Genomic DNA, 21,060 nt, shown 5'->3' with positions numbered 1-21,060 from the left:
AGAATTACTTAGTACCGAAGATCTTATCACCTGCATCACCTAGACCCGGTACGATGTAGCCTTTGTCATTTAGCTTCTCATCGATGGCCGCAGTGTATAGCTCCACATCTGGGTGTGCTTTTTCTAGCGCTTCAATACCTTCTGGTGCAGCAACAAGTACCAACACTTTGATTTGGTTACAACCTTTCTCTTTTAGAAGATCAATCGTAGCAATCATAGAACCACCCGTTGCAAGCATTGGGTCAACAACAAGCGCAATACGCTCATCGATGTTAGAAGCAAGCTTGTTGAAGTAAGGAACTGGCTCAAGTGTTTCTTCATCACGGTAAATACCAACAACACTGATACGTGCGCTTGGCATGTGCTCAAGAACACCGTCCATCATGCCTAGACCTGCACGTAGGATTGGTACTACGGTTACTTTTTTACCTTTAATTTGGTCTACTTCTACCGGACCGTTCCAACCATCAATGGTCACTTTTTCTGTTTCAAAGTCTGACGTTGCTTCGTAAGTAAGTAGGCTACCGACCTCAGTCGCTAACTCACGAAAACGTTTTGTGCTGATGTCACCTTCTCTCATTAGACCAATTTTATGTTTTACTAGAGGGTGCTTTACTTCAACAACTTTCATGTCCATCTCCGGCTATAGTTGGCAATATTTAAACAAACCTTCAGATTATACATGATTTTTACAGGGATATCAGGATAAATCACTAAAGAAAAAAACAGACGCAAACGTTTGCTATCTATGTTTAAGCACTGTTAGAATAGCGCCGTTTTCATATCCAACTTAATACCGAGGACTTCCCTGTGAGTGGTAACAACTCTTCTCTTAGCTATAAAGACGCTGGTGTAGATATTGATGCAGGCAACGCGCTTGTGGATCGTATTAAGGGTGCGGTAAAACGTACTCGTCGCCCTGAAGTTATGGGTGGTATCGGTGGTTTTGGCGCGCTATGCGAATTGCCAACCAAATACAAACAACCTGTACTGGTTTCTGGTACTGATGGCGTAGGTACTAAGCTTCGCCTAGCACTGGATATGAACAAGCACGACACTATCGGCATCGACCTTGTTGCGATGTGTGTAAATGATCTTATCGTGCAAGGCGCAGAGCCACTGTTCTTCCTAGATTATTACGCAACAGGCAAACTAGACGTTGATACCGCAGCGGATGTTGTTTCAGGCATCGCGGAAGGGTGTGTTCAAGCAGGTTGCGCCCTAATTGGTGGCGAAACTGCGGAGATGCCTGGCATGTATGAAGGCGAAGACTACGACGTAGCTGGTTTCTGTGTTGGCGTAGTCGAAAAAGAAGACGTGATTGACGGCACGAAAGTCGCTGCTGGTGATGCACTTATCGCTGTTGGCTCAAGCGGCCCACACTCAAACGGTTACTCCCTTATCCGTAAAATCCTAGAAGTATCTGGCGCAGATAAGAACGAAGAACTAGCAGGTCGCACTATCGGTGAGCACCTACTAGAACCAACGAAGATTTACATCAAATCAGCACTTAAGATGATTGAGAAACACGACATCCATGCGATTTCTCATATCACTGGTGGTGGTTTCTGGGAAAACATCCCACGCGTGCTGCCCGAAGGCACAAAAGCAGTTATCGATGGTAACAGCTGGGAGTGGCCAGTGATCTTCAAGTGGCTACAAGAGAAAGGCAACGTCGACACACACGAAATGTACCGTACATTCAACTGTGGTGTTGGTCTAATCGTTGCACTACCTAAAGACCAAGCGGAAGCCGCGGTTGCTCTTCTTCAAGAAGAAGGTGAAAACGCATGGGTGATTGGTCAAATCGCACAAGCTGAAGCGAACGAAGAGCAAGTTGAAATCCAATAATTTGCAAATCGAGCCCACAAGATAAAAAAGAATGAGGACACTAGATGACTAGGTCCTCATTTTGCTATCTAGAACACTAAAAACCATTCTATTAGTAGGTAGTTTAGAAGCTACATAACTCCAACCTACAATACCAAGGCACTCTCGACATCATGAAAAACCATACCCTAAAAAACATTGTGGTCCTCATCTCGGGTAACGGAAGTAACCTGCAAGCTATCTTGGAAGCTTGCGAAGACAGCATGCCAAACGCACGAGTGGCAGCCGTGTTCTCTAACAAAGCCGATGCTTTTGGTTTAGAACGTGCAAAAAACTTTGATGTAGACGGTCACTTTGTCGACCCTAAAGCATTCGACTCGCGTAAAAGCTTTGATGCAGAGCTAATGAGTCAAATCGATGAGTACCAACCAGACGTGATTATTCTGGCGGGCTACATGCGTATTCTGAGCAGCGAGTTTGTTTCTCATTACATGGGTAAGATGATCAATATCCACCCTTCTCTTCTACCAAAATATCCTGGGCTACACACACACCAGAGAGCAATAGATGCTGGCGACAAAGAACATGGTACGAGTGTGCACTTTGTAACGGAAGAGCTTGATGGTGGCCCTGTCATACTGCAAGCAAAAGTTCCGGTGTTCGAAGACGATAATGCTAGTGTACTTGCAGCACGTGTGCAGGCTCAGGAGCACCGAATCTACCCTATGGTGGCTAAGTGGTTGGTAGACGAGCGGTTGATCATGAAGGATGGTAAAGCCTATTTAGATGGCGCAGAACTTGGCGCACACGGCTACGCCTCCGATGAGTAGTCCTGAATACTAAACTCCAAACACAAAAGAGCAGCCTGAGAGCTGCCTTTTGTTGTTTTGAAACTTATAAACTTGATTCAAGAAAGCCGCAGTGCGACTAGAAACCTAAAACCCAACATTCTAAAAAATCCCATAACCACTTGAGTAACACAACACTCGGAAAGTAGATTCTGAATCTGGTTCGTTCCTCACCGTTCAGAATAACGTGGTGTTTCATGAGAAATTTCTATCAGTTACGTCTTTCCAGCAAGCCTTAGCGAGACTTGGAGGCTAGAAAGTATGAGAGTTCACCAGTATCCGCCCTCGGTTTAAACGCATAAAAATAAAGCTCGCGATTAAGCGAGCTTTACGAGTTGTTCCGAATTAACCGCTATTCTAACGGCTCAGTTGGCGCCTGATTGCCCGGTTTCGCCGCTGCAAACGGCACATTCACCAGTTCAGAGGCATTGTTTTTCACTAGTTCACCTAGGTGAAACAAGCCGTACTCGCCAGGTTTCATCCGCTGCCAAGCTTCGTTACCCGTTAAAGGTTGAGTCGCGATCACAGACACAATGTCGTGTGGCGTTGTTTCTTCTTGGAAGTTAATTTCCACATCTTCATCAAGCAAAGCGGCTTTACCAAACGGTGCGCGTCTCGTGATCCAATACAAGTGATTGGTGCAATACGTCATTACATACTCACCATCACTCAGAAGCATGTTAAATACACCCTTCTCTCTTAGCTCATCACAACATTTAGCAACATATAAGAATACCGATTCCATATCCTTTGGCGGCTCAGGATATCGATCTTCCATTTGCTTCAACAACCAGCAAAATGCCAGTTCGCTATCTGTCTCGCCGACAGGTCGGTGTCGACCCGTATGTAAGTCTTGATAGCCTGAGAGCTGACCGTTGTGCGCAAACGTCCAATACCTACCCCATAACTCACGTGTAAAGGGATGAGTATTTTCTAAATTAACACCACCACGATTCGCCTGTCGGATATGACTAACGACAGCACGACTCTTGATAGGATAATTTTGCACTAACTCTGCAATTTGCGACTCACAACTTGGCTTGGGATCTTTGAAAGTTCGAAAACCTTTCCCTTCGTAGAAGGTAATTCCCCATCCGTCACGGTGTGGGCCAGTTCGACCTCCACGCTGCATGAGCCCGGTAAAACTGAAACAAATATCCGTCGGAACATTAGCGCTCATACCGAGCAATTCACACATGATTTAAAAAACTCCCTAACAACACAGCTCGAAAAGGTGGCCGTGAAACGACTATTCCATCTCTTTTTCAATCAACTGAATGATGATATGAATAATCTTAATATGAATTTCCTGAATGCGGTCCGCATAACCAAAGTGTGGCACGCGGATTTCAATATCGGCAAGCCCTGCCATTTTGCCGCCATCTTTGCCTGTTAGCGCAATCGTCTTCATGCCTTTCGCTTGCGCCGCTTCAATCGCTTTAAGGATATTACCTGAGTTACCTGAAGTCGACAGACCAAACAGGACGTCACCTTTTCGGCCAACCGCTTCTACATAACGGGAAAACACGAAGTCATAACCAAAGTCATTACTCACGCAAGAAAGGTGGCTTGGATCTGAAATAGCAATACCAGCATAGCCAGGACGGTTTTCTCGGTAACGGCCTGTTAACTCTTCGGCAAAGTGCATCGAATCACAGTGAGAACCACCGTTACCACATGACAGTACTTTACCATCTTGCTTGAATGAGTCAGCAATCATTTTCGCCGCTGCTTCGATTTGCGCAATGTTATGGTCATCGCTTAAAAATTTGTTGAGCACTTCAGCAGCTTCGTTTAATTCACTTCTAATCAGATCATGGTACATAAGACGTTCTCTTTATTATTTCGGCTTCAGTCAGTCCTAGATTCACTGAGCAAATTGTTCTGATACCAATTTGGTATCGGACATTTCATAAACCTGAACTCGGGTTTGATTACTCTGAGTTTACCCACAAACGAGAATTAGTGTCGATAGTGAACCAACAGATTTAGATTGGTGATGGTAATAAACTTGTCAACTTGCTCATGAAACCATCACTCAAATCGCAACTTTAGAACTTTAACTCTACTTAGATCACTTTTTATCCAATCTTATGTTTTACATTTCCTTAATATTTTGATTACACTTAAACCAACTGGTTAGACCTCTTACCTAACATACAGACGTACAACACTTATAAAGTCTGAAAAGGAAAATACATATGGACATCTTGCTCTCAATCATCACGATGACGGTCGTGCTATGCATTACGCTCTACCACCGCATGTCTCTCGTGAAATCTATTAGTTTACTCACAGCAGCTTTGTTAGCGCTCACAGTAATAGGCGCGGTTGGCGTTACTGGTTGGGCTATTTACGTTCTTGCTGCCGCTGTATTCGCGGTTCCTGGCGTACGTCAGTCTTTGGTAAGCCGCAAAGCATTAGCGCTTTTCAAGAAAGTGCTGCCAGCTATGTCTCAAACCGAAAAAGAAGCGTTAGACGCAGGTACCGTCTGGTGGGAAGCAGAGCTATTTAAAGGCAAACCAGAGTGGCAAAAGCTTCACGCAATTCAAGCACCTAAATTAAGTGCAGAAGAACAAGCCTTTTTAGACGGTCCAGTGAATGAAGTGTGTGCCATGGTGAGCGATTTCCAAGTGACTCACGAACTCGCAGACTTACCACCAGAAGTATGGCAATACCTGAAAGATCACAAATTCTTCGCCATGATCATTAAGAAAAAGTACGGTGGTCTTGAGTTCTCAGCATACGCGCAATCACTAGTACTACAAAAACTAACGGGTGTTTCTGGCGTTCTATCGTCTACCGTTGGTGTTCCTAACTCTTTGGGCCCTGGTGAGCTACTGCAACACTACGGTACTGAAGATCAGAAAAATCATTACTTACCGCGCCTAGCTGAAGGTAAGGAAATCCCTTGTTTCGCCCTAACAAGTCCAGAAGCGGGTTCTGACGCTGGATCTATTCCAGATTACGGTGTGGTCTGTAAAGGCGAATGGGAAGGAAAAGAAGTACTGGGTATGCGCCTGACTTGGAACAAGCGCTACATCACCCTAGCGCCAGTCGCAACGGTACTAGGCTTAGCATTTAAACTTCGCGATCCTGAAGGTTTGCTAGGCGACAAAGAAGATCTTGGCATCACTTGTGCGCTTATCCCAACTGATGTCAAAGGTGTTGAGATTGGTAACCGACACTTCCCGCTCAATGTGCCTTTCCAAAATGGCCCAACGCGCGGTAAAGACATCTTTGTTCCTATCGATTTCATTATCGGTGGTGAAAAAATGGCGGGCCAAGGTTGGCGTATGCTGGTTGAGTGTCTGTCGGTTGGACGTGGTATCACGCTACCTTCAAACTCAACAGGTGGCATCAAAACTGCGGCAATGGCAACGGGCGCTTACTCACGCATTCGTCGTCAGTTCAAACAACCTATCGGTCACATGGAAGGCGTAGAAGAGCCATTGGCACGTCTTGGTGGTAATGCTTACGTAATGGATGCAGCAAGTAACTTAACCGTGGCAGGTATCGACCTAGGTGAAAAACCTTCGGTTATCTCAGCTATCGTGAAGTACCACTGTACGCACCGTGGACAACAAAGCATCATCGACGCAATGGACATCGTAGGCGGTAAAGGGATCTGTATGGGACCTTCTAACTTCCTAGCGCGTGGTTACCAAGGTGCGCCAATCGCGGTAACAGTTGAGGGTGCAAACATCCTAACTCGTTCAATGATCATCTTTGGTCAAGGTGCGATTCGCTGTCATCCATACGTTCTTGAAGAAATGAACGCCGCGTACTCTGATGCCAGTGACTCTGTAGAGAAGTTTGATAAAGCGCTTGCTGGTCACGTGAGCTTTACCATGAGTAACCTCGTGCGCAGTATCTGGTTTGGTTTAAGTGACGGTCTGGGTTCTTCATCACCAACCAAAGATGCGACAAAACGTTACTACCAACAATTGAACCGTTACAGTGCAAACCTTGCTCTGCTATCGGATATCTCAATGGCAGTGCTAGGTGGCTCTTTGAAGCGTAAAGAGCGTCTATCAGCGCGTCTTGGTGACATTCTAAGCCAGCTATATTTAAGCTCTGCGGCGTTGAAACGTTTCGAGCAAGATGGCCGCCCAGTCGAAGATTTACCACTAGTACACTGGGGTCTACAAGACAGTTTGAAACAAGCGGAAGTGGCGGTAGACGAATTCTTAGCAAACTTCCCGAACAAAGTGATTGGTCGTGCACTGCGCGTGTTAATCATGCCATTCGGTCGTGTACGCAAAGCGCCAAGTGATAAGCTAGACAGCAAAGTGGCGCGCATTCTACAAACGCCAAGTGCAACGCGTTCACGCATTGGTCGAGGTCAGTACCTAGAGCCAACAGAACACAACGCAGCAGGTAAGATTGAGCTTGCCCTGTCAGTCATTCTTCAAGCTGAGCCAGTGTTCGACAAAGTATGTAAAGCGCAAGGCAAACGTCGTCCATTCCTACGTTTGGATATGATTGCTCAGGAAGGGCTAGAGCAAGGCTTTATCACGCAAGAAGAAGCCGACCTACTAAGAGAAGCTGAACAGCATCGTCTGGATACAATCAACGTTGACGACTTTGAGCCGGAATTGCTCGCAGCAAAGCCGCTATACCCTCAGATGGATAGCGTTGCCTAACTCTCTAATCTGAAACCATAAAACGGGAGTGACAACTCCCGTTTTTTATTGCTACCAGAATAGCCTTCATAACACCTCACACCACGAAGAACCTCTGCGCAAGCGCAATAAAATCCACGCCTCCGACCCTTCCCCCCGATTTCCAGTGATAACTAACTCACAGACGTTCCAAGCAAGCGGTGTATACTTTTAAGTAACTCACTCACATATATGGTAAATCCGTTGGCTAAAATATTATTCGCACAGTGGTTCCCAGGGCTTGTTCAGCTTAAGCATTATCAAAAAGAATGGTTTGTTAACGACTTTAGAGCCGCCTTTTCTGTTGTCGCGGTTGCCCTGCCAGTTGCCATTGCTTATGCACAATTAACCGGGGTATCCGCAATTGTCGGTCTGTACTCGTGTGTACTGCCAATGTTGGTGTACGCCATGATGGGCACATCTCGACAACTCATTGTCGGACCCGATGCAGCAACTTGTGCAGTGATCGCTGCTGTTGTAACACCACTTGCCGCAGGTGACCCCACAAAACATTGGCAGTTAGTCATGACCATGACAGCGATGACTGGTATTTGGTGTGTACTGGCAAGTCGTTTCAAGTTAGGGGTGTTTGCAGACTTCCTTTCTCGCCCGATTCTTTTGGGTCTACTCAACGGTGTCGCTCTCACGATTATCGTTGGTCAGTTTGCCAAAGTGGTCGGTTTGAAATACGAACAACGTTATTTGCTGGAACGCTTATGGGAGGCTCCACAACGATTAACCGAGCTTCATTGGCCTACCGTAACTCTGAGTATCGTGACGGTTGTCGTTTATTTACTCACCAAACGCTACCGACCAACTTGGCCTGCTGCCATGCTGGCGATACTCGTGACTACCGCGTCAGTTTGGTTTTTCCATTTACAAGAGATGGGCGTATCCGTAGTTGGGCTCACTCAAGGTGGTTTCCCTCAGTTTCAAACGCCGGAGTTTGAGCTAGGTGAAGTTCGTGAGCTAGTGGTCCCGGCGCTCAACCTTGCGATTGTCAGCTTTGTTAGCATGATGCTCACCGCGCGCAGTTTCGCCGCCAAAAACGGTTATGATATTGATGCAAATAAAGAGTTTCAGGCGTTGGGCTTTGCCAACATTGCCTCGGCGTTTTCGCAAGGTTTCGCGATAAGCGGAGCTGACTCACGCACAGCGGTAAATGATGCCAATGGCGGGAAATCTCAATTAGTTTCGATTGTCGCCGCAATCACTATTGCCATTATTGCGGTATTTATTTATGAGCCTTTACAGTTTATTCCCATCGCATCACTTGGTGTCGTGTTGATCATCGCATCCTTGTCTCTGCTCGATCTCAAAGCCATTTGGAAATTAAAATCTCGTGACAAAGATGCGTTCTATCTAGCAATCATCACTTTTATTTCTGTTTTGATCGTAGGCGTAATACCGGGGATCACTTTGGCGGTACTGCTAGGGCTGTTTCAATTTTTACGTATTGTCATGCGACCGAGTGATCAGCTACTTGGCTTGGATGAAAAAGGCACAATTCGGACCATAGACGACTCAGGAAAAGCATCACCTATTCCAGGAATGGTGATTTACCGCTTTAACTCGCCGCTGACTTACTTCAACGCACCTTACTTTAAACGCCGAGTGTTAGAGCAAGTAGAACATCACAAAGACGCAAGTTGCGTTGTCATCGACGCCGTATCGAGCTTTACTCACTTGGATCTCAGTGTGATGGCAACACTGGCAGATATTCACAATACTTTAAAAAAGAGAGGCGTACGCTTAATCCTCGCAGGAAGGAAACGACGCTTACGTCAATGGTGTGAGCTTACTGGTATCAGCACCAGTGAAGGAGGTATCTTACTTCGAGCCGATATGTACCTTGCCATTAAACTTAGTGGCTGTTACATCAGTGCTGTGGGTGAGGGACAAATTCCTACTGTTCAAAAAGAGCCTGATTTAGAGCAGCCACCCAAACCAATTCCAGAAGTGGCTTAAGTAGAAATTTAATATAGAAAACAGGAAATTAAACTCCTGTTTTCTATTGCTTATTTGCACAGCTGAATACGTGTTACACCTTCGGCTTAAACTTTTTTGTCATCCCTTGGCTTTTAGGAGCCACCAGCCTATAACCAAGCTTTTCGTAAAAGACCGGCTCATCAGCAATCATAGAAACGTAAGAGCCTTCAAGTGCAACAGAAGAAAGATAACCGTCGATGTATTCCATGACTTTTCTACCTAAACCGTTACCTTGATAATCAGAATCAACGGCAACGTCGACAATTTCGAAGTTACACGCCCCGTCACCAACAACCCGACCCATTGCAATGAGCTTTCCTTCATCCCGGACAGATACGCCATATAACGAATTGGGTAGACCAATTTCAGCTGCTTTCAACGATTTGGGTGATAGCCCGGCTTTTATACGCATATCACAGTATTCTTTCGGGCTTGGCACATGCTCTTCATATCTTATTGTCATTATGTACTACTCCTTTGTATCACCTTGGAGCTTACATAACTAAACTGTATAAATAAACAGTTAAACGTTGGAAAGATGTTCCCATTAAGCACACAAAGTATCGGGTCTAGAAAAGAAGCCGCCGACAACTCTGACGCCATAATAGATATAAGTTGCTCTGAAGCTAGACATTCCTTTTTCTAAACATGTTTCTCTCAGCAACATATCCGCATGCTTTCGAGCACTTTGAGGCAACACCTCTTCCCTCATGAGTTGGTAAAGAGCATCATGCACTAAAGAAGCTTTCATAATGTTTTTTGTGTCTAACGCTGGCCCACTCGCTCCATCCCATGCATAGCCCTTTTTAATCGTTAACACGCCTTGTTTGGACAAACTAAGAAAAGGGCTGTCATACGCCTGACTCACTGAAATGTGAGTCTCAATCTTTTCTTCAGAATGGAGAGTGTATTTATACTTCTGACGCTTTTTGTATTTCATCAGAGACCTCGCGTTTACTTATTCTTATTTATCACGCACAGCTGAATATTTATCCAGAAACCCTACAAGATCGACTCTTGTTATTATGGCGTACTACCTATTACAAAGCCCAAATCAATGTAAATAGAACTCCATGCAATCAATAAAGCCAGAACCCCTGACTTTATTGATCAAAATTTAACCAGGAATCCTTATTCTGAAGGAAGTCTACTCAATTTTTTATGGATATCTTCTACAAAATTGGCTTGTTCACTTGGAGAAACCTCTAGAACATAATTAAAAAACGGACTTGTATGCTCAGTAATTTTATACTCTTCACTTAACAGCTTAATTACTTGTTCATGATTAAATCGTGCGGAGACTAAGCCACTCTCGGTTTCTTGAGTTATAACTATATAGTGAGCGGTTGGAAAAACCGTAAACCTTCCTTCGACAGTAAACCAGGGAGCAAAAGAAATAATCTCGTCATCAATTATGTATGCTTGAGGTTTACTGACATAAGTGTAAGGGTACTTTTCATCTAAATAGGGTCTTGCTGTATCAAACAAGCCATCATAATAAGTTGGTATTTCTACTTTTTGGATTTTACTTAAGGGATCAAAAGTGAAGGTATCAAGTGATTTTAAATTATTACTTCCCGCATCTGGATTATTAATACCATTATCAATAGAAGAGCAACCTACAATTATCACTGCACAAAAAAAAGCTAAAATTTTATTCATTATTTCTTTATCTTTAATTGATTATTTTGAAAGTTAGTCACATTAAAAATGCAACCAATTTAGAAAGTAAAAATGATATATTATTTATATAAAATCCCAGACATATATTTGAGTACAGTAAACTTAAATATTCATAATTTATCCATTTTTCTTCTTCCAATTTGGTAACTTGAAAAAAAACGGAGCCGATTGGCTCCGTTTCTCGCTTCATGTGTTACTACTATTTCTTTGGCACTTCTAACTGCATCTCTGGCATGGCATCGCGCTTCGCTTTAATTTTGCGCCAGACTATCCATGCAATGATCACAATCAGCAGCATTATCACGTTACCCACCGCGATAATAATCATGCTGCGCTTACGCTCAGCCTCCCGCTCAGCGATAATTTGCTTTTCCATTTCAATACGGCGCTGCTCGGCTAATTCAGCTTCTTTTGCAATTCGAGCGGCTTCTAGATCAACGTCATCAACAACACTGAAGGTTTGCTCTGGAATAGGAAACACCAGTGGACGTTGAGTCGCAAAATCAGTGGCAAAGATCTCGCCACGCCATGCGTACTTACCTAGCTCAGCATCGTTATTGAGGTTCAGCGTGGTTCTCATTCCATCTTCAGACACCTGCCCTTGGCTGTAGCTAACAAAGCCATCGGGTGCATCTTGTTCCACCGTGACTGCGATTGAGCCTGGCGCGATCATACCTTGCTCACCACTCACCACCAATTGGTGTGGTTTGTCAGGATTGCGCGCCTGAATAAAAGTACGAGAAATTGGGTTCGGATAAACCAAGATGACTTGCTCTTGCGCTCGTAAGAATACGCCATTACCAGAGGTGATTCGCGCACGGTACTTACCGGGCTCAACGTCTATTGGTAGTTGGACAGTGAACACACCATCCCCTGCTTTTTCATCCAAGCCGCGGCCATCATCAGCAAACTCACCCACAACCATCGGCACTGGACGTGCTTCTTTGATCAACTCATCTTCATTTTCGACAAACTTGGTAAATGTCACGCGTAGATTCACGCGGTCAAGGAAGTCGCGCAGTACAAGAGGTTTATCGTCGGAGGTTAGGCGAGCTGTAAACTTAAGCGCTTCCCCATTATATAATCGGTTTGGGAACACATCCGTGCTGAGCTTTAAGTGAGAAATTAAGCGGATGTTATTTTTAGGAGTGACTTTCCCCACAGCCTGCCATGGGCCTGGCATAGGGTTGTCAACGGAGATAATATCGAGTGAGGCTTCTTGGTACCAACGTACATTGTCGTAGGCGTCCCAAGCATAGTACTTTTTACCGTCAGGACGGACTAAAACAACTGGCTGAGAACTTTGCTCACGATAAACTAAAAAAGTGATCTGCTCGATGGTTGGATCCACTCGAAAGCGATTGTCTAACAAAGACATAGCAGATTCACTCGATGCACTCGAGAGACTACTCCATATCGCTAAAAACGCGACCAACAAAGCCCTCAGCATAGCTTCTCCTATTGATGCCAAATACAGTCGTTCACCAACTCTAATCTTTTTTGGTGAGCTTCTAGTTCATCGGCACTTGCGCGCAAAACCTTTAGCGCTTTTCTTCCTTCAATACGGCGAATGGTTTCTACCCCACCCTCTTGTTTATTCGCGTTAAACTCTAGACTCGTTTGACCACCCGTCATAAAGAGGTAAACGTCGGCTAGAATCTCCGCATCGAGCAAAGCTCCGTGGAGTGTACGGTGCGAGTTATCAATACCGTAACGTTCACATAAGATATCAAGGTTGTTTCGCTTACCAGGGAAGATTTTCTTCGCCATAGCAAGGGTATCGGTCACCTTGCAGTAGTCGTCCGTTTTGCCGATGTTGGGATCGAGCATGCCAAACTCGTAATCCATAAAGCCCGTATCGAAGGGTGCGTTGTGGGCAACAAGTTCTGCGCCTTTAATAAACTCAAGAAACTCTTGGTGCACGCTCGCGTATTCCGGTTTATCAACCAAGAATTCATCCGTAATACCGTGAACTTCAACCGCTTCTGGTTGGATTTCACGATCGGGTTTTAAATAAACGTGGAAGTGACGACCAGTCAGCTTACGGTTGATGATCTCCACGGCACCGATTTCAATAATGCGGTGTCCCATGTAGTGAGGACCACCCTCGCGGTTCATACCTGTGGTTTCGGTATCGAGAACGACAATGCGGTTATATTCAGAATTGCTGCTGGTATTCATAAGGTTATGTATGTCAGACTATGCTTTATTAAATGTTTCGGCTAATAGTACCAAAAAATATGACCAAACACGTTGAGATTTTCACTGACGGTTCTTGTTTAGGTAACCCAGGACCAGGTGGTTACGGCATTGTATTGCGTTACAAAGACGTAGAAAAGACGCTTTCCAAAGGCTACACGTTAACCACCAACAACCGCATGGAAATGTTGGCGGCTGTCGTCGCGCTGCAGACGTTAAAACAACCTTGCAGAGTCACTTTAACGACTGACAGTCAATATGTGCGCCAAGGTATTACTCAGTGGATCCATAACTGGAAGAAGCGTGGTTGGAAAACAGCGGATAAAAAACCCGTTAAGAATGCCGATTTATGGCAAGCTCTAGACAAAGAAACCGCACGCCATCAAGTTGAATGGCATTGGGTAAAAGGCCACGCGGGCCATCGTGAGAACGAAATTTGTGATGAGCTAGCCCGTACCGCCGCAGAAAACCCAACCGAGGAAGATACTGGTTACCAACCCTCTTAACGAGATTCTTTCCTCATAGTGTTACCCTCTCGATTCATCACCCCAAGTGGTGTGAGCTTTTTCTTCAAGCGCCAATGCGGTTTGATAGGCTTTAGAGGGTATGTTCGTTTCCGTGCCACAATGTAATACAAACTCCCTGCAGGTGACGCCCAATCACCGAGACTGTTTTCCAACCATGTCCACATCGTGCGGTAGCGCTTCATCGGAAACAGCGCGTAACGATCGCAATGAATCACTTGATAATTAAGTAACCCTAACCAGTCGTTGATGCGGTTCGACGTAAACATTCGTCCACTCCAAGGCAAATTATGTTTACGCCATGGAAGCAAACTCGCTAATCCAGTCAAACTTAGTGGGTTAAATCCAGTGATTATCAAATAACCATCATCCATCATCACTCTATCGACTTCCCGTAGCAAACGGTGTGGATCGCTTGCATAGTCGAGCTGATGAGCGAGAATCACAACATCAAAGCTTTTTTCCAAAAAGGGCAATTCGTAACCATCTGCAATCACATTATGCAACGGGTTCTGGATATCTACGTTGACTTGGTGTTGAATGTTACAATTACAGCTGGTTAGCTCACAGCTCAACCCGCCCAGTTTGAGCATATGGTAACCGAAGAGTTTCGGACACCATTCATCAAGTCGGGTCTGGATTGACTCAAGCACCCACGGACCGTTGTTCATTGCTGACCAAGTCGACGGGTGTGGTATAGTTTTGTTGCTGAGTGCTGGTTTCATTAACCACCTGACTAAAATGGGTGACGGAGAACGAATCGTGTTAGAGATCAAAAGCATACCCGCATTTAATGATAATTACATCTGGCTGATACAAAATAGCGATAAGCGTTGCGCAGTCGTTGATCCGGGCGATGCGAAGCCAGTGTTAGAATACTTGCAGGCTAACGAATTAACTTTAGAAGCGATTTTAATTACGCACCACCACAACGATCACATTGGTGGCGTTCCAGACTTAGTGCGTGCCTTTCCTGAAGTCGCCGTTGTGGGCCCGAAATCTGAGCCAATTCCAACCCTAACCACCCCCATGGAAGAAGGCGACAAACTGGAGTTATTTGGCGAAATCTTTTTGGTGCTAGGTTTACCAGGCCATACCTTAGGTCATATCGGTTACGTTGGAGACGGAAAACTGTTTTGTGGTGACGTGTTGTTTTCCGCAGGCTGTGGTCGTATTTTTGAAGGTACGCCAGAGCAAATGTTTGAGTCACTAAACAAGCTAACCTCTCTACCAGAAGAAACTCAAGTCTTCTGCGCGCATGAATACACCGCGAGTAACGTGGCGTTTGCTTTAGCGGTTGAGCCTGATAATGAGCAGCTCCGTCAATATCGCGATGATGTAAACCGACTGCGAGCCCTCAACATTCCGACACTTCCAACAACAATACGCAAAGAAAAGTGGATTAATCCGTTCTTGCGAACCACCAACCCTGACGTGGTTCAATCTGTTGCTAGTCGCATTAAAAATAGCGATCCATGCTCGGTTTTTACTGCTTTGCGTGAGTGGAAGAACGAATTTTAACCATTTTCTGCTTGTAAGTTTGCAAGACCCCAGTATTATCAGGGGCTGATTTTTCGAGAAGCGCCACTGGCGCTTCTCTTACGTTTGGGGTTGATATAAATCTATTTGAATTTCTCCCCATTGCATAATTTAGAAGCTCTTTGCCTCTATTAATTAGTTAGTGTTTAAAAGATGTCTATTATCTTGCGACTGCCACGCACATTGTGTTGCGCGACAGGCAGGTGAAGATAAAAAGGCCCTAAATAGGCTGAATCCATGCGTTTGAAGTATACCTGGGCGTTGGCGTTGTTATTATCTGGCTGTCAATTGACTCAGTCAGACTCAACGTCTTCTACACCAGAAACCAATAAATCTGAGCAGACTGCAAAACAAAATGCAGCGAAGGCTCAACCGGGCAACACATCGTCTTTAGCAAAAAAATCCGCTAACGACGCGCCTAAAGTTCTTTCCCCTCAGGAACAAGAAGATGTATGGCAACGTATCGCCATGCAACTTGAAATGGATATTCCAAACCATAAGAAAGTGGACTACTACCGTACGTGGTATCTAAAGCACCCGAATCACCTTTACACGGTGTCTAAGCGTGCGACTCCTTTTCTATACATGATCACAAAACGTATCGAAGAGCGTGGACTTCCAATGGAGCTTGCTTTGCTTCCGGTGGTGGAAAGCTCATTCGATGCCTTTGCCTACTCACATGGTAGTGCAGCTGGATTGTGGCAATTTGTCCCTGGCACCGGAAAGATGATGGGACTAGAGCAAAACTACTGGTATGACGGTCGCCGAGATGTGGCAGCAGCAACGGATGCCGCACTGGACTACCTTGTACAACTAAACGAGCGTTTTGATGGTAGCTGGGAGCATGCAATTGCTGCTTACAACAGTGGTGGTGGCCGTGTTTCTAGCGCAATTCGTAAAAATAAAAAGCTCGGTAAACCTATCGATTTCTTCTCATTGGACTTACCAAAAGAGACCAGCAGTTACGTACCTAAGCTGCTAGCCTTGGCTGACGTCATCGCAAACCAAGACAAGTACGGGCTTAATATTCCTGCGATTCCAAACAAGCCTGTTCTAACGCTTGTCGATCCGAAAGAACAGCTTGATCTAGCCATTGCTGCAGATTATGCCGGCATTGGTGTGAAAGAGTTACAAAGTTACAACCCTGCATACAACCAATGGTCAACGGCGCCTGAAGGTCCGCACCAACTTCTGATTCCGGTAGAGAAAAAAGAGACTTTTCTCACTAAGGTGGAGAAAAACCGTGGTAAAGGGATGAAGGTCGCTCGCTACAAGGTGAAGTCTGGTGACTCTTTAAGTGTGCTAGCTAATAAATACGGCACAACCACAAAAGTGATTCGACGTGCAAACGGCCTGTCGAATAACAATATTCGTATTGGCCAATACCTACTGATTCCGACGTCAACAAAAGACGATGCGAAATACGCACTAACGGCACAAAATCGATTAAGCAAGACTCAATCACGTGCTCGTGGACAACTCAAGCTCACTCATGTCGTTCAGTCTGGAGAAAGTTTGTGGTCAATCGCACGTGAAAATAAAGTGTCGTATAAATCGTTAGCAAAATGGAATGGCATGGGCCCTAAAGATCCATTGCGCGTTGGTCAAAAGCTCGTGATTTGGAAGGACTCAGACAAAGGTGCTGTGATTCGTACCGTTTTCTACAACGTTCGCTCCGGTGACACCATTAGCGGCATTGCAAGCAAGTTCAAAGTAAAAACGAACGACATCGTGAAATGGAACTCGCTACACAAGAAAAAATACTTACAACCAGGTCAAAAACTTAAGTTGTACGTTGACGTAACGAAGGTAAGTGTATGAACCCATCAAGCAACCCACTTGTGATGCTGTTGGACATTTTTCGTTCTCCAACATCTTGCTTTCTAGCGCTTTACCAACGCGGCGGATGGGGATGGCAACCGTTCATCTTCTTGATGCTTAGTCCGTTTTTATTCTGGGGCGCTTACTTTTCGAATGTCGATTTCACGTGGCTTAGTGACCAACTAGCCGCGCAGTTTCAACAAATCGACCCAAAGCAGATTGAGCTATTAGAGCCAAACACGCTAATGGCAAGTGCGATCATCAATGATGTATTCAACCGCTTTGCCACCTTACTGTTGCTTGCGCTTTGGTTCTTTCTTGCAACGAAGGCAAGCAAGCAACAATATGGTTACTGGAAGTGGTTTGCCGCGTCGTGTGCAATCTTATTCCCAGCAGTATTGGGCGATATCGCAAGCTACGCGAGCCTGTTACTCAAGCATGGTCAGGTGATGACTTACGCAGCAGATTTAAACAGCCTCAATGGTCTATTAAAACTGCCGCTTACCAGCGAGTGGTCGCATTTTGCCAGCTCACTACCACTACTGCTGCCTTGGTACATTGTATTGGGCTACGGTGTTGTGCTTACTTGGACTGAGTTTGAACGTGGGCAAGCCTTGGTGATTGCAAGCCTGCCATGGGTATTCTTCTACGTTATTTGGGCGCTTTATATTGTAGTGACCTAAGCTAGTCATCTAACGTAAATGACAGTAACAATGGGTTATGATCGGAAGCGTCGCTCTGCGGCGCTTTCGCGTATTTGAGGGTCAGTCCTCGGTAAAATACGTGATCCAACGGTAATCCCGTTATAAATTGGACTCGACGATCAGGTGAGAACGTCACTTCTTGCAAGTCCGCGGCTTTTAAGGCCTGTCGCATCGCATTAACGCGAGATTCACTCCAGCTATTGAAGTCTCCAGCAAATAGAATTGGCCCCACATGATGCTTTAAAAGCATTTCAAGCGCCGTTAACTGAGATACATACTCTTGCGTGCCAACCGTGAAGTTAATCGCATGTACATTCACCACAGCGAGTCTCTCGCCATTGCTTAATTGATATTGGCTGTATAGTGCAGACTTGGGTAAACGCAGCCAAGGCTCTTTAGACGTATAAGCACAAGCTTTTTCTGGTTGCCCTTGAGCGATACTAATCACACCCGCACCGCTGCCCAGCGCCTTAAAGGCACTCACTTGGTTGCTGACCCAGTTGCCATCCACCAACCATTGCTTAAAAGATGGTGTCATGCTGGCTTCTTGCAATAACAGAAGCTGCTTATCAGCAGAGAATTCATTGAGTGCGCTTTGCCAATTAGTCCGGTTCTGTTTGTAGATATTCCAGACAAGTACATTGATTTCACCGCCCTGATCCAGAGCTTTTGAGCCGCTAAATTCGATACACCTAATATCCTGCGTCAGCTCTGAACCTGTTTGAGTAATGATTTGCGGCTGATCTGGTACGGTGAAAATAACCTGGAAGCCGACCAATACCGCCATAATAAGAAAAGCTAACGCCAGAAAAAAACGCTTAAACATACGACAAACCTGAATATACACACCCTAAAACTGGAACAACCAACCTCGGGTTATTGGATTTCACTGAAAGTAAAAAACAAAAAAGGAGCCACTTGGCTCCCTTTTAGCATAATAAATACGAGACAGGTAACAAGAAACCTTAGATCGCGTCTTCGTCTTCTTCACCAGTACGAATACGAACCACACGCTCAACATCAGTCACAAAGATTTTACCATCACCAATTTTGCCGGTTTGCGCGGTTTCAATGATCGTCTCTACGCATTTATCAGCCACATCTTCCGTTACAACGATTTCGAGCTTCACTTTAGGCAGAAAGTCCACCATGTACTCTGCACCACGGTAAAGCTCGGTGTGACCTTTTTGGCGACCAAAGCCTTTCACTTCAGAGACGGTCATCCCTGTAATGCCAACTTCAGCTAGCGCTTCTCGAACATCATCCAATTTAAATGGCTTGATAATCGCTTCAATTTTTTTCATGTTCATCCCTTAAGCTTCAATCGATTGTGCTTATTATCGTTTAGCGTTTCGCAACATTCAATGTTTGTCTCTGATCTACCAGCGAAAATCCAGATTGAGCAAATTAACATGACGAATATCGTGAGTTGATAAAACCCCAATGAGGACTGCTCAATGCCCAATCGTCCAAGCTTTTTCAGACTCGCGTTTACTTCAAACTTGCGTAGTAAGCCGCTAGATTAGCGATATCTTCATCAGACAACAGTGAAGCTTGAGCTTGCATAACAGCAGCAAGACCACCTGTTCGCTCTTTGTTTTTATAGGCTTTAATTGAACTGATAATATATTGCTCGTTTTGCCCTTTCAGGTTTGGGTAACCCGGAATGACAGCAATACCGTCGGCGCCATGACATGCTGCGCATACTCCTGCCTTTGCTTGACCTGCTGTGGCATCTCCCGCAGCTAGAGCCTGCCCACTGAGCATGGTTAGCGCCACCATTGCGCCCATGATTGTTTTCTTCATTGCTTCACCTAATCAATTATTATTTAAGGATTTTTATATTTTATAATCGACATTGTGGCATGAATTTTCATTACCTGCGCCAAATAAGTTCACAATCTTGACCATTAAACGCCTGATCAACGAACAGATCTGCCACAGCAACGACTCGGTCTTGATACATCAAAATCGGAATTTGACGACGCAGCCAGCTTGGCACGTTGTATTCTTGGAACAACTTCTTCAGTTTTCGACTGTGATTACGCGTGGTTGGATGCGCTGATAAGCCTTCCGGATTAAAGGTCACGCGAAGCAATTCTGGCTGACTCGGAAGCGCAATCGTTGCGTTGCTAGAACTCGTCGTTAAGGTCAGCTCCCCTAGCTGCTCTGGAAGCGATAAAACGGTATCGACTTGAATCGTACTTTGCCACTCAGTGACGTCAGCGATTTCCGTTACCCAATAGAGACGATTTCGAAAACGGCGCACTTCACCTTGCTTAAGTTGTAGTTTGGGGTTGGCATCTTGCTGAGCTAATGCGACTTCATTCCAGATAAGATTGAGTTGTACCTGAGTCGGCATACTAGTATTAAGCTTAGCCAGCCACATACGAATCAAGCGCGCACGCGCTAATTCACTGTGCTTAGCCAGTTCTTCAATACTCAAACTTAGATCCGTTTGTAAAGCGCGTTCAAACACCGCGCTCAATAGTTCATCCAATAGCGCTTCTTGTTGAGCACATAGGCTTGCACTGCGCTGAACCGCTTGATGGATACTAGGCCAGCGACCAGACAATTCAGGGATAACACAATGACGAAGAAAGTTACGATCATAACGAGTATCTTGGTTGCTTTCGTCTTCCACCCACTCCAAGCCTAACTTAGTAGCCGCGTCTTCGATGGTCTTCCGCTTGATAGTAAGCAATGGTCGAACTAGGGATCCGCCAGAAAACGGCATACTCTCCGCCATCGAAGATAACCCTTTTGGCCCGCTGCCTCGCTTAAGAGCAAGGAGAAAAGTCTCTAGTTGATCATCAGCATGTTGGCCGGTCAACAGTATATCGCCTTCTTGAATGTACTTAGTTAAGGCTTGATAGCGAGCTTCACGAGCAAGAAGTTCAATACTTTCACCATTGCTGATGTCTAAGCTCACTCGCTCAATCGAGCATGATATGCCCACTTGTTTTGCCCAAAGTAAGCATTTATCGGCCCAATCATCGGCATTCGAGCTCAAACCATGGTGCACATACACAGCGTGACACTCTATCGAATGCGCTTGTTGATAGCGACTGAGTAATTCGAGTAAAAGACGTGAATCCACTCCTCCGCTAAACGCCAAGACAACCTTAGTGCCTGATTGATAGTAGCGGCCGAGAACTTGAGCAAAATGCGGGTAAAGCGATTCCATAAGCGATCCGATAGGTACAAAAAAGGGCTGGACTCTCATCCAACCCTTTCTATTTTAACTGTTATCACTTGA

General features: G+C 45.2%; 21 protein-coding genes. 8 read left to right on the top strand and 13 right to left on the bottom strand.

All coding sequences use genetic code 11. The annotated features are described in order from the left end of the window. Positions 1-4: 4 nt before the first annotated feature. The gene (gene upp / locus ACZ5ZC_RS21370) at positions 5-631 is read right to left on the bottom strand and encodes a uracil phosphoribosyltransferase (RefSeq protein ID WP_041852906.1); all 627 of its coding nucleotides are present in this window, start codon (positions 629-631) and stop codon (positions 5-7) included. 179 nt (positions 632-810) lie between these two features. Here upp and purM point away from each other — a divergent pair, with 179 nt between their 5' ends. Both purM and purN read left to right on the top strand, forming a co-directional pair. Next, positions 811-1,851, top strand: a complete 1,041-nt coding sequence (purM, locus tag ACZ5ZC_RS21365; protein WP_054867197.1) for a phosphoribosylformylglycinamidine cyclo-ligase — start codon at positions 811-813, stop codon at positions 1,849-1,851. 152 nt (positions 1,852-2,003) lie between these two features. Then, on the top strand, positions 2,004-2,660 hold the full coding sequence (gene purN / locus ACZ5ZC_RS21360) for a phosphoribosylglycinamide formyltransferase (protein ID WP_253643894.1): 657 nt from the start codon (positions 2,004-2,006) through the stop codon (positions 2,658-2,660). Between the two features lie 370 nt (positions 2,661-3,030). Here the strand turns inward: purN and ACZ5ZC_RS21355 are convergent, their stop codons facing one another. Together ACZ5ZC_RS21355 and lpcA are read right to left on the bottom strand one after the other, a co-directional pair. Beyond that, positions 3,031-3,876 (bottom strand): class II glutamine amidotransferase, encoded by an 846-nt coding sequence (locus tag ACZ5ZC_RS21355; protein ID WP_006741678.1) that lies wholly within the window; start codon positions 3,874-3,876, stop codon positions 3,031-3,033. Positions 3,877-3,927: 51 nt separating this feature from the next. Next, positions 3,928-4,503: a D-sedoheptulose 7-phosphate isomerase gene (lpcA, locus tag ACZ5ZC_RS21350; protein ID WP_005380392.1), complete on the bottom strand. Its 576-nt coding sequence runs from the start codon at positions 4,501-4,503 to the stop codon at positions 3,928-3,930. Positions 4,504-4,879: 376 nt separating this feature from the next. On the opposite strand from lpcA, the gene fadE reads away from it, so the two are divergent. Both fadE and ACZ5ZC_RS21340 read left to right on the top strand, forming a co-directional pair. Continuing rightward, positions 4,880-7,324, top strand: coding sequence for an acyl-CoA dehydrogenase FadE (fadE, locus tag ACZ5ZC_RS21345; protein WP_464932268.1), 2,445 nt, complete (start codon positions 4,880-4,882; stop codon positions 7,322-7,324). 210 nt (positions 7,325-7,534) lie between these two features. Beyond that, positions 7,535-9,310, top strand: a complete 1,776-nt coding sequence (locus tag ACZ5ZC_RS21340) for a SulP family inorganic anion transporter (protein ID WP_046875514.1) — start codon at positions 7,535-7,537, stop codon at positions 9,308-9,310. Between the two features lie 73 nt (positions 9,311-9,383). On the opposite strand, the gene ACZ5ZC_RS21335 is transcribed toward ACZ5ZC_RS21340, so the two are convergent. The 5 genes from ACZ5ZC_RS21335 to dnaQ all read right to left on the bottom strand — a co-directional run bounded on the left by ACZ5ZC_RS21335 (position 9,384) and on the right by dnaQ (position 13,195). Continuing rightward, positions 9,384-9,794 (bottom strand): GNAT family N-acetyltransferase, encoded by a 411-nt coding sequence (locus ACZ5ZC_RS21335; RefSeq protein ID WP_134647196.1) that lies wholly within the window; start codon positions 9,792-9,794, stop codon positions 9,384-9,386. 84 nt (positions 9,795-9,878) lie between these two features. Further along, positions 9,879-10,271: a DUF1353 domain-containing protein gene (locus ACZ5ZC_RS21330; protein ID WP_054867196.1), complete on the bottom strand. Its 393-nt coding sequence runs from the start codon at positions 10,269-10,271 to the stop codon at positions 9,879-9,881. A gap of 191 nt (positions 10,272-10,462) precedes the next feature. After that, positions 10,463-10,993, bottom strand: a complete 531-nt coding sequence (locus ACZ5ZC_RS21325) for a hypothetical protein (RefSeq protein WP_054867195.1) — start codon at positions 10,991-10,993, stop codon at positions 10,463-10,465. A gap of 220 nt (positions 10,994-11,213) precedes the next feature. Continuing rightward, positions 11,214-12,464: a TIGR03503 family protein gene (locus tag ACZ5ZC_RS21320; protein ID WP_134647192.1), complete on the bottom strand. Its 1,251-nt coding sequence runs from the start codon at positions 12,462-12,464 to the stop codon at positions 11,214-11,216. An 8-nt stretch (positions 12,465-12,472) separates the two neighbouring features. After that, a complete protein-coding gene (gene dnaQ, locus ACZ5ZC_RS21315) occupies positions 12,473-13,195 on the bottom strand; it encodes a DNA polymerase III subunit epsilon (protein ID WP_005380385.1) in 723 nt (240 codons plus the stop codon). A 59-nt stretch (positions 13,196-13,254) separates the two neighbouring features. On the opposite strand from dnaQ, the gene rnhA reads away from it, so the two are divergent. Further along, positions 13,255-13,719, top strand: coding sequence for a ribonuclease HI (rnhA, locus tag ACZ5ZC_RS21310; RefSeq protein ID WP_464932267.1), 465 nt, complete (start codon positions 13,255-13,257; stop codon positions 13,717-13,719). Here rnhA and ACZ5ZC_RS21305 read toward each other — a convergent pair. Then, positions 13,716-14,462, bottom strand: coding sequence for a class I SAM-dependent methyltransferase (locus ACZ5ZC_RS21305; RefSeq protein ID WP_012841508.1), 747 nt, complete (start codon positions 14,460-14,462; stop codon positions 13,716-13,718). The two genes, rnhA and ACZ5ZC_RS21305, sit on opposite strands and share 4 nt — an antisense overlap. Positions 14,463-14,499: 37 nt before the next feature. Between ACZ5ZC_RS21305 and gloB the strand changes: the two genes are divergently transcribed. The 3 genes from gloB (at position 14,500) to ACZ5ZC_RS21290 (ending at position 17,780) form a co-directional block, all read left to right on the top strand. After that, positions 14,500-15,258, top strand: a complete 759-nt coding sequence (gene gloB, locus ACZ5ZC_RS21300) for a hydroxyacylglutathione hydrolase (RefSeq protein ID WP_006741673.1) — start codon at positions 14,500-14,502, stop codon at positions 15,256-15,258. Positions 15,259-15,513: 255 nt separating this feature from the next. Beyond that, positions 15,514-17,097 carry a lytic transglycosylase gene (locus ACZ5ZC_RS21295; RefSeq protein ID WP_104969700.1) on the top strand — a complete coding sequence of 528 codons (1,584 nt, stop codon included), beginning with the start codon at positions 15,514-15,516 and terminating at the stop codon, positions 17,095-17,097. Next, positions 17,094-17,780: a YIP1 family protein gene (locus ACZ5ZC_RS21290; protein ID WP_046875508.1), complete on the top strand. Its 687-nt coding sequence runs from the start codon at positions 17,094-17,096 to the stop codon at positions 17,778-17,780. Before ACZ5ZC_RS21295 ends, ACZ5ZC_RS21290 begins: the two co-directional genes overlap by 4 nt. A 1-nt stretch (position 17,781) precedes the next feature. Here ACZ5ZC_RS21290 and ACZ5ZC_RS21285 read toward each other — a convergent pair whose 3' ends face one another. The 4 genes from ACZ5ZC_RS21285 to tilS form a co-directional block, all read right to left on the bottom strand. Beyond that, positions 17,782-18,627, bottom strand: a complete 846-nt coding sequence (locus ACZ5ZC_RS21285) for an endonuclease/exonuclease/phosphatase family protein (protein ID WP_054867192.1) — start codon at positions 18,625-18,627, stop codon at positions 17,782-17,784. Between the two features lie 139 nt (positions 18,628-18,766). Beyond that, complete coding sequence (glnB, locus tag ACZ5ZC_RS21280; protein ID WP_005436810.1) at positions 18,767-19,105, bottom strand: nitrogen regulatory protein P-II; 339 nt, start codon at positions 19,103-19,105, stop codon at positions 18,767-18,769. Between the two features lie 187 nt (positions 19,106-19,292). Beyond that, a complete protein-coding gene (locus tag ACZ5ZC_RS21275; protein ID WP_012841507.1) occupies positions 19,293-19,607 on the bottom strand; it encodes a c-type cytochrome in 315 nt (104 codons plus the stop codon). A 70-nt stretch (positions 19,608-19,677) separates the two neighbouring features. Next, positions 19,678-20,988 carry a tRNA lysidine(34) synthetase TilS gene (gene tilS, locus ACZ5ZC_RS21270; RefSeq protein WP_464932266.1) on the bottom strand — a complete coding sequence of 437 codons (1,311 nt, stop codon included), beginning with the start codon at positions 20,986-20,988 and terminating at the stop codon, positions 19,678-19,680. Between the last annotated feature and the right edge of the window lie 72 nt (positions 20,989-21,060).

This window comes from Vibrio sp. JCM 18905, from assembly GCF_055393305.1.
The sequence above is the reverse complement of the archived record's forward strand: the minus strand, read 5'-3'. Positions and strand labels throughout refer to the sequence as shown.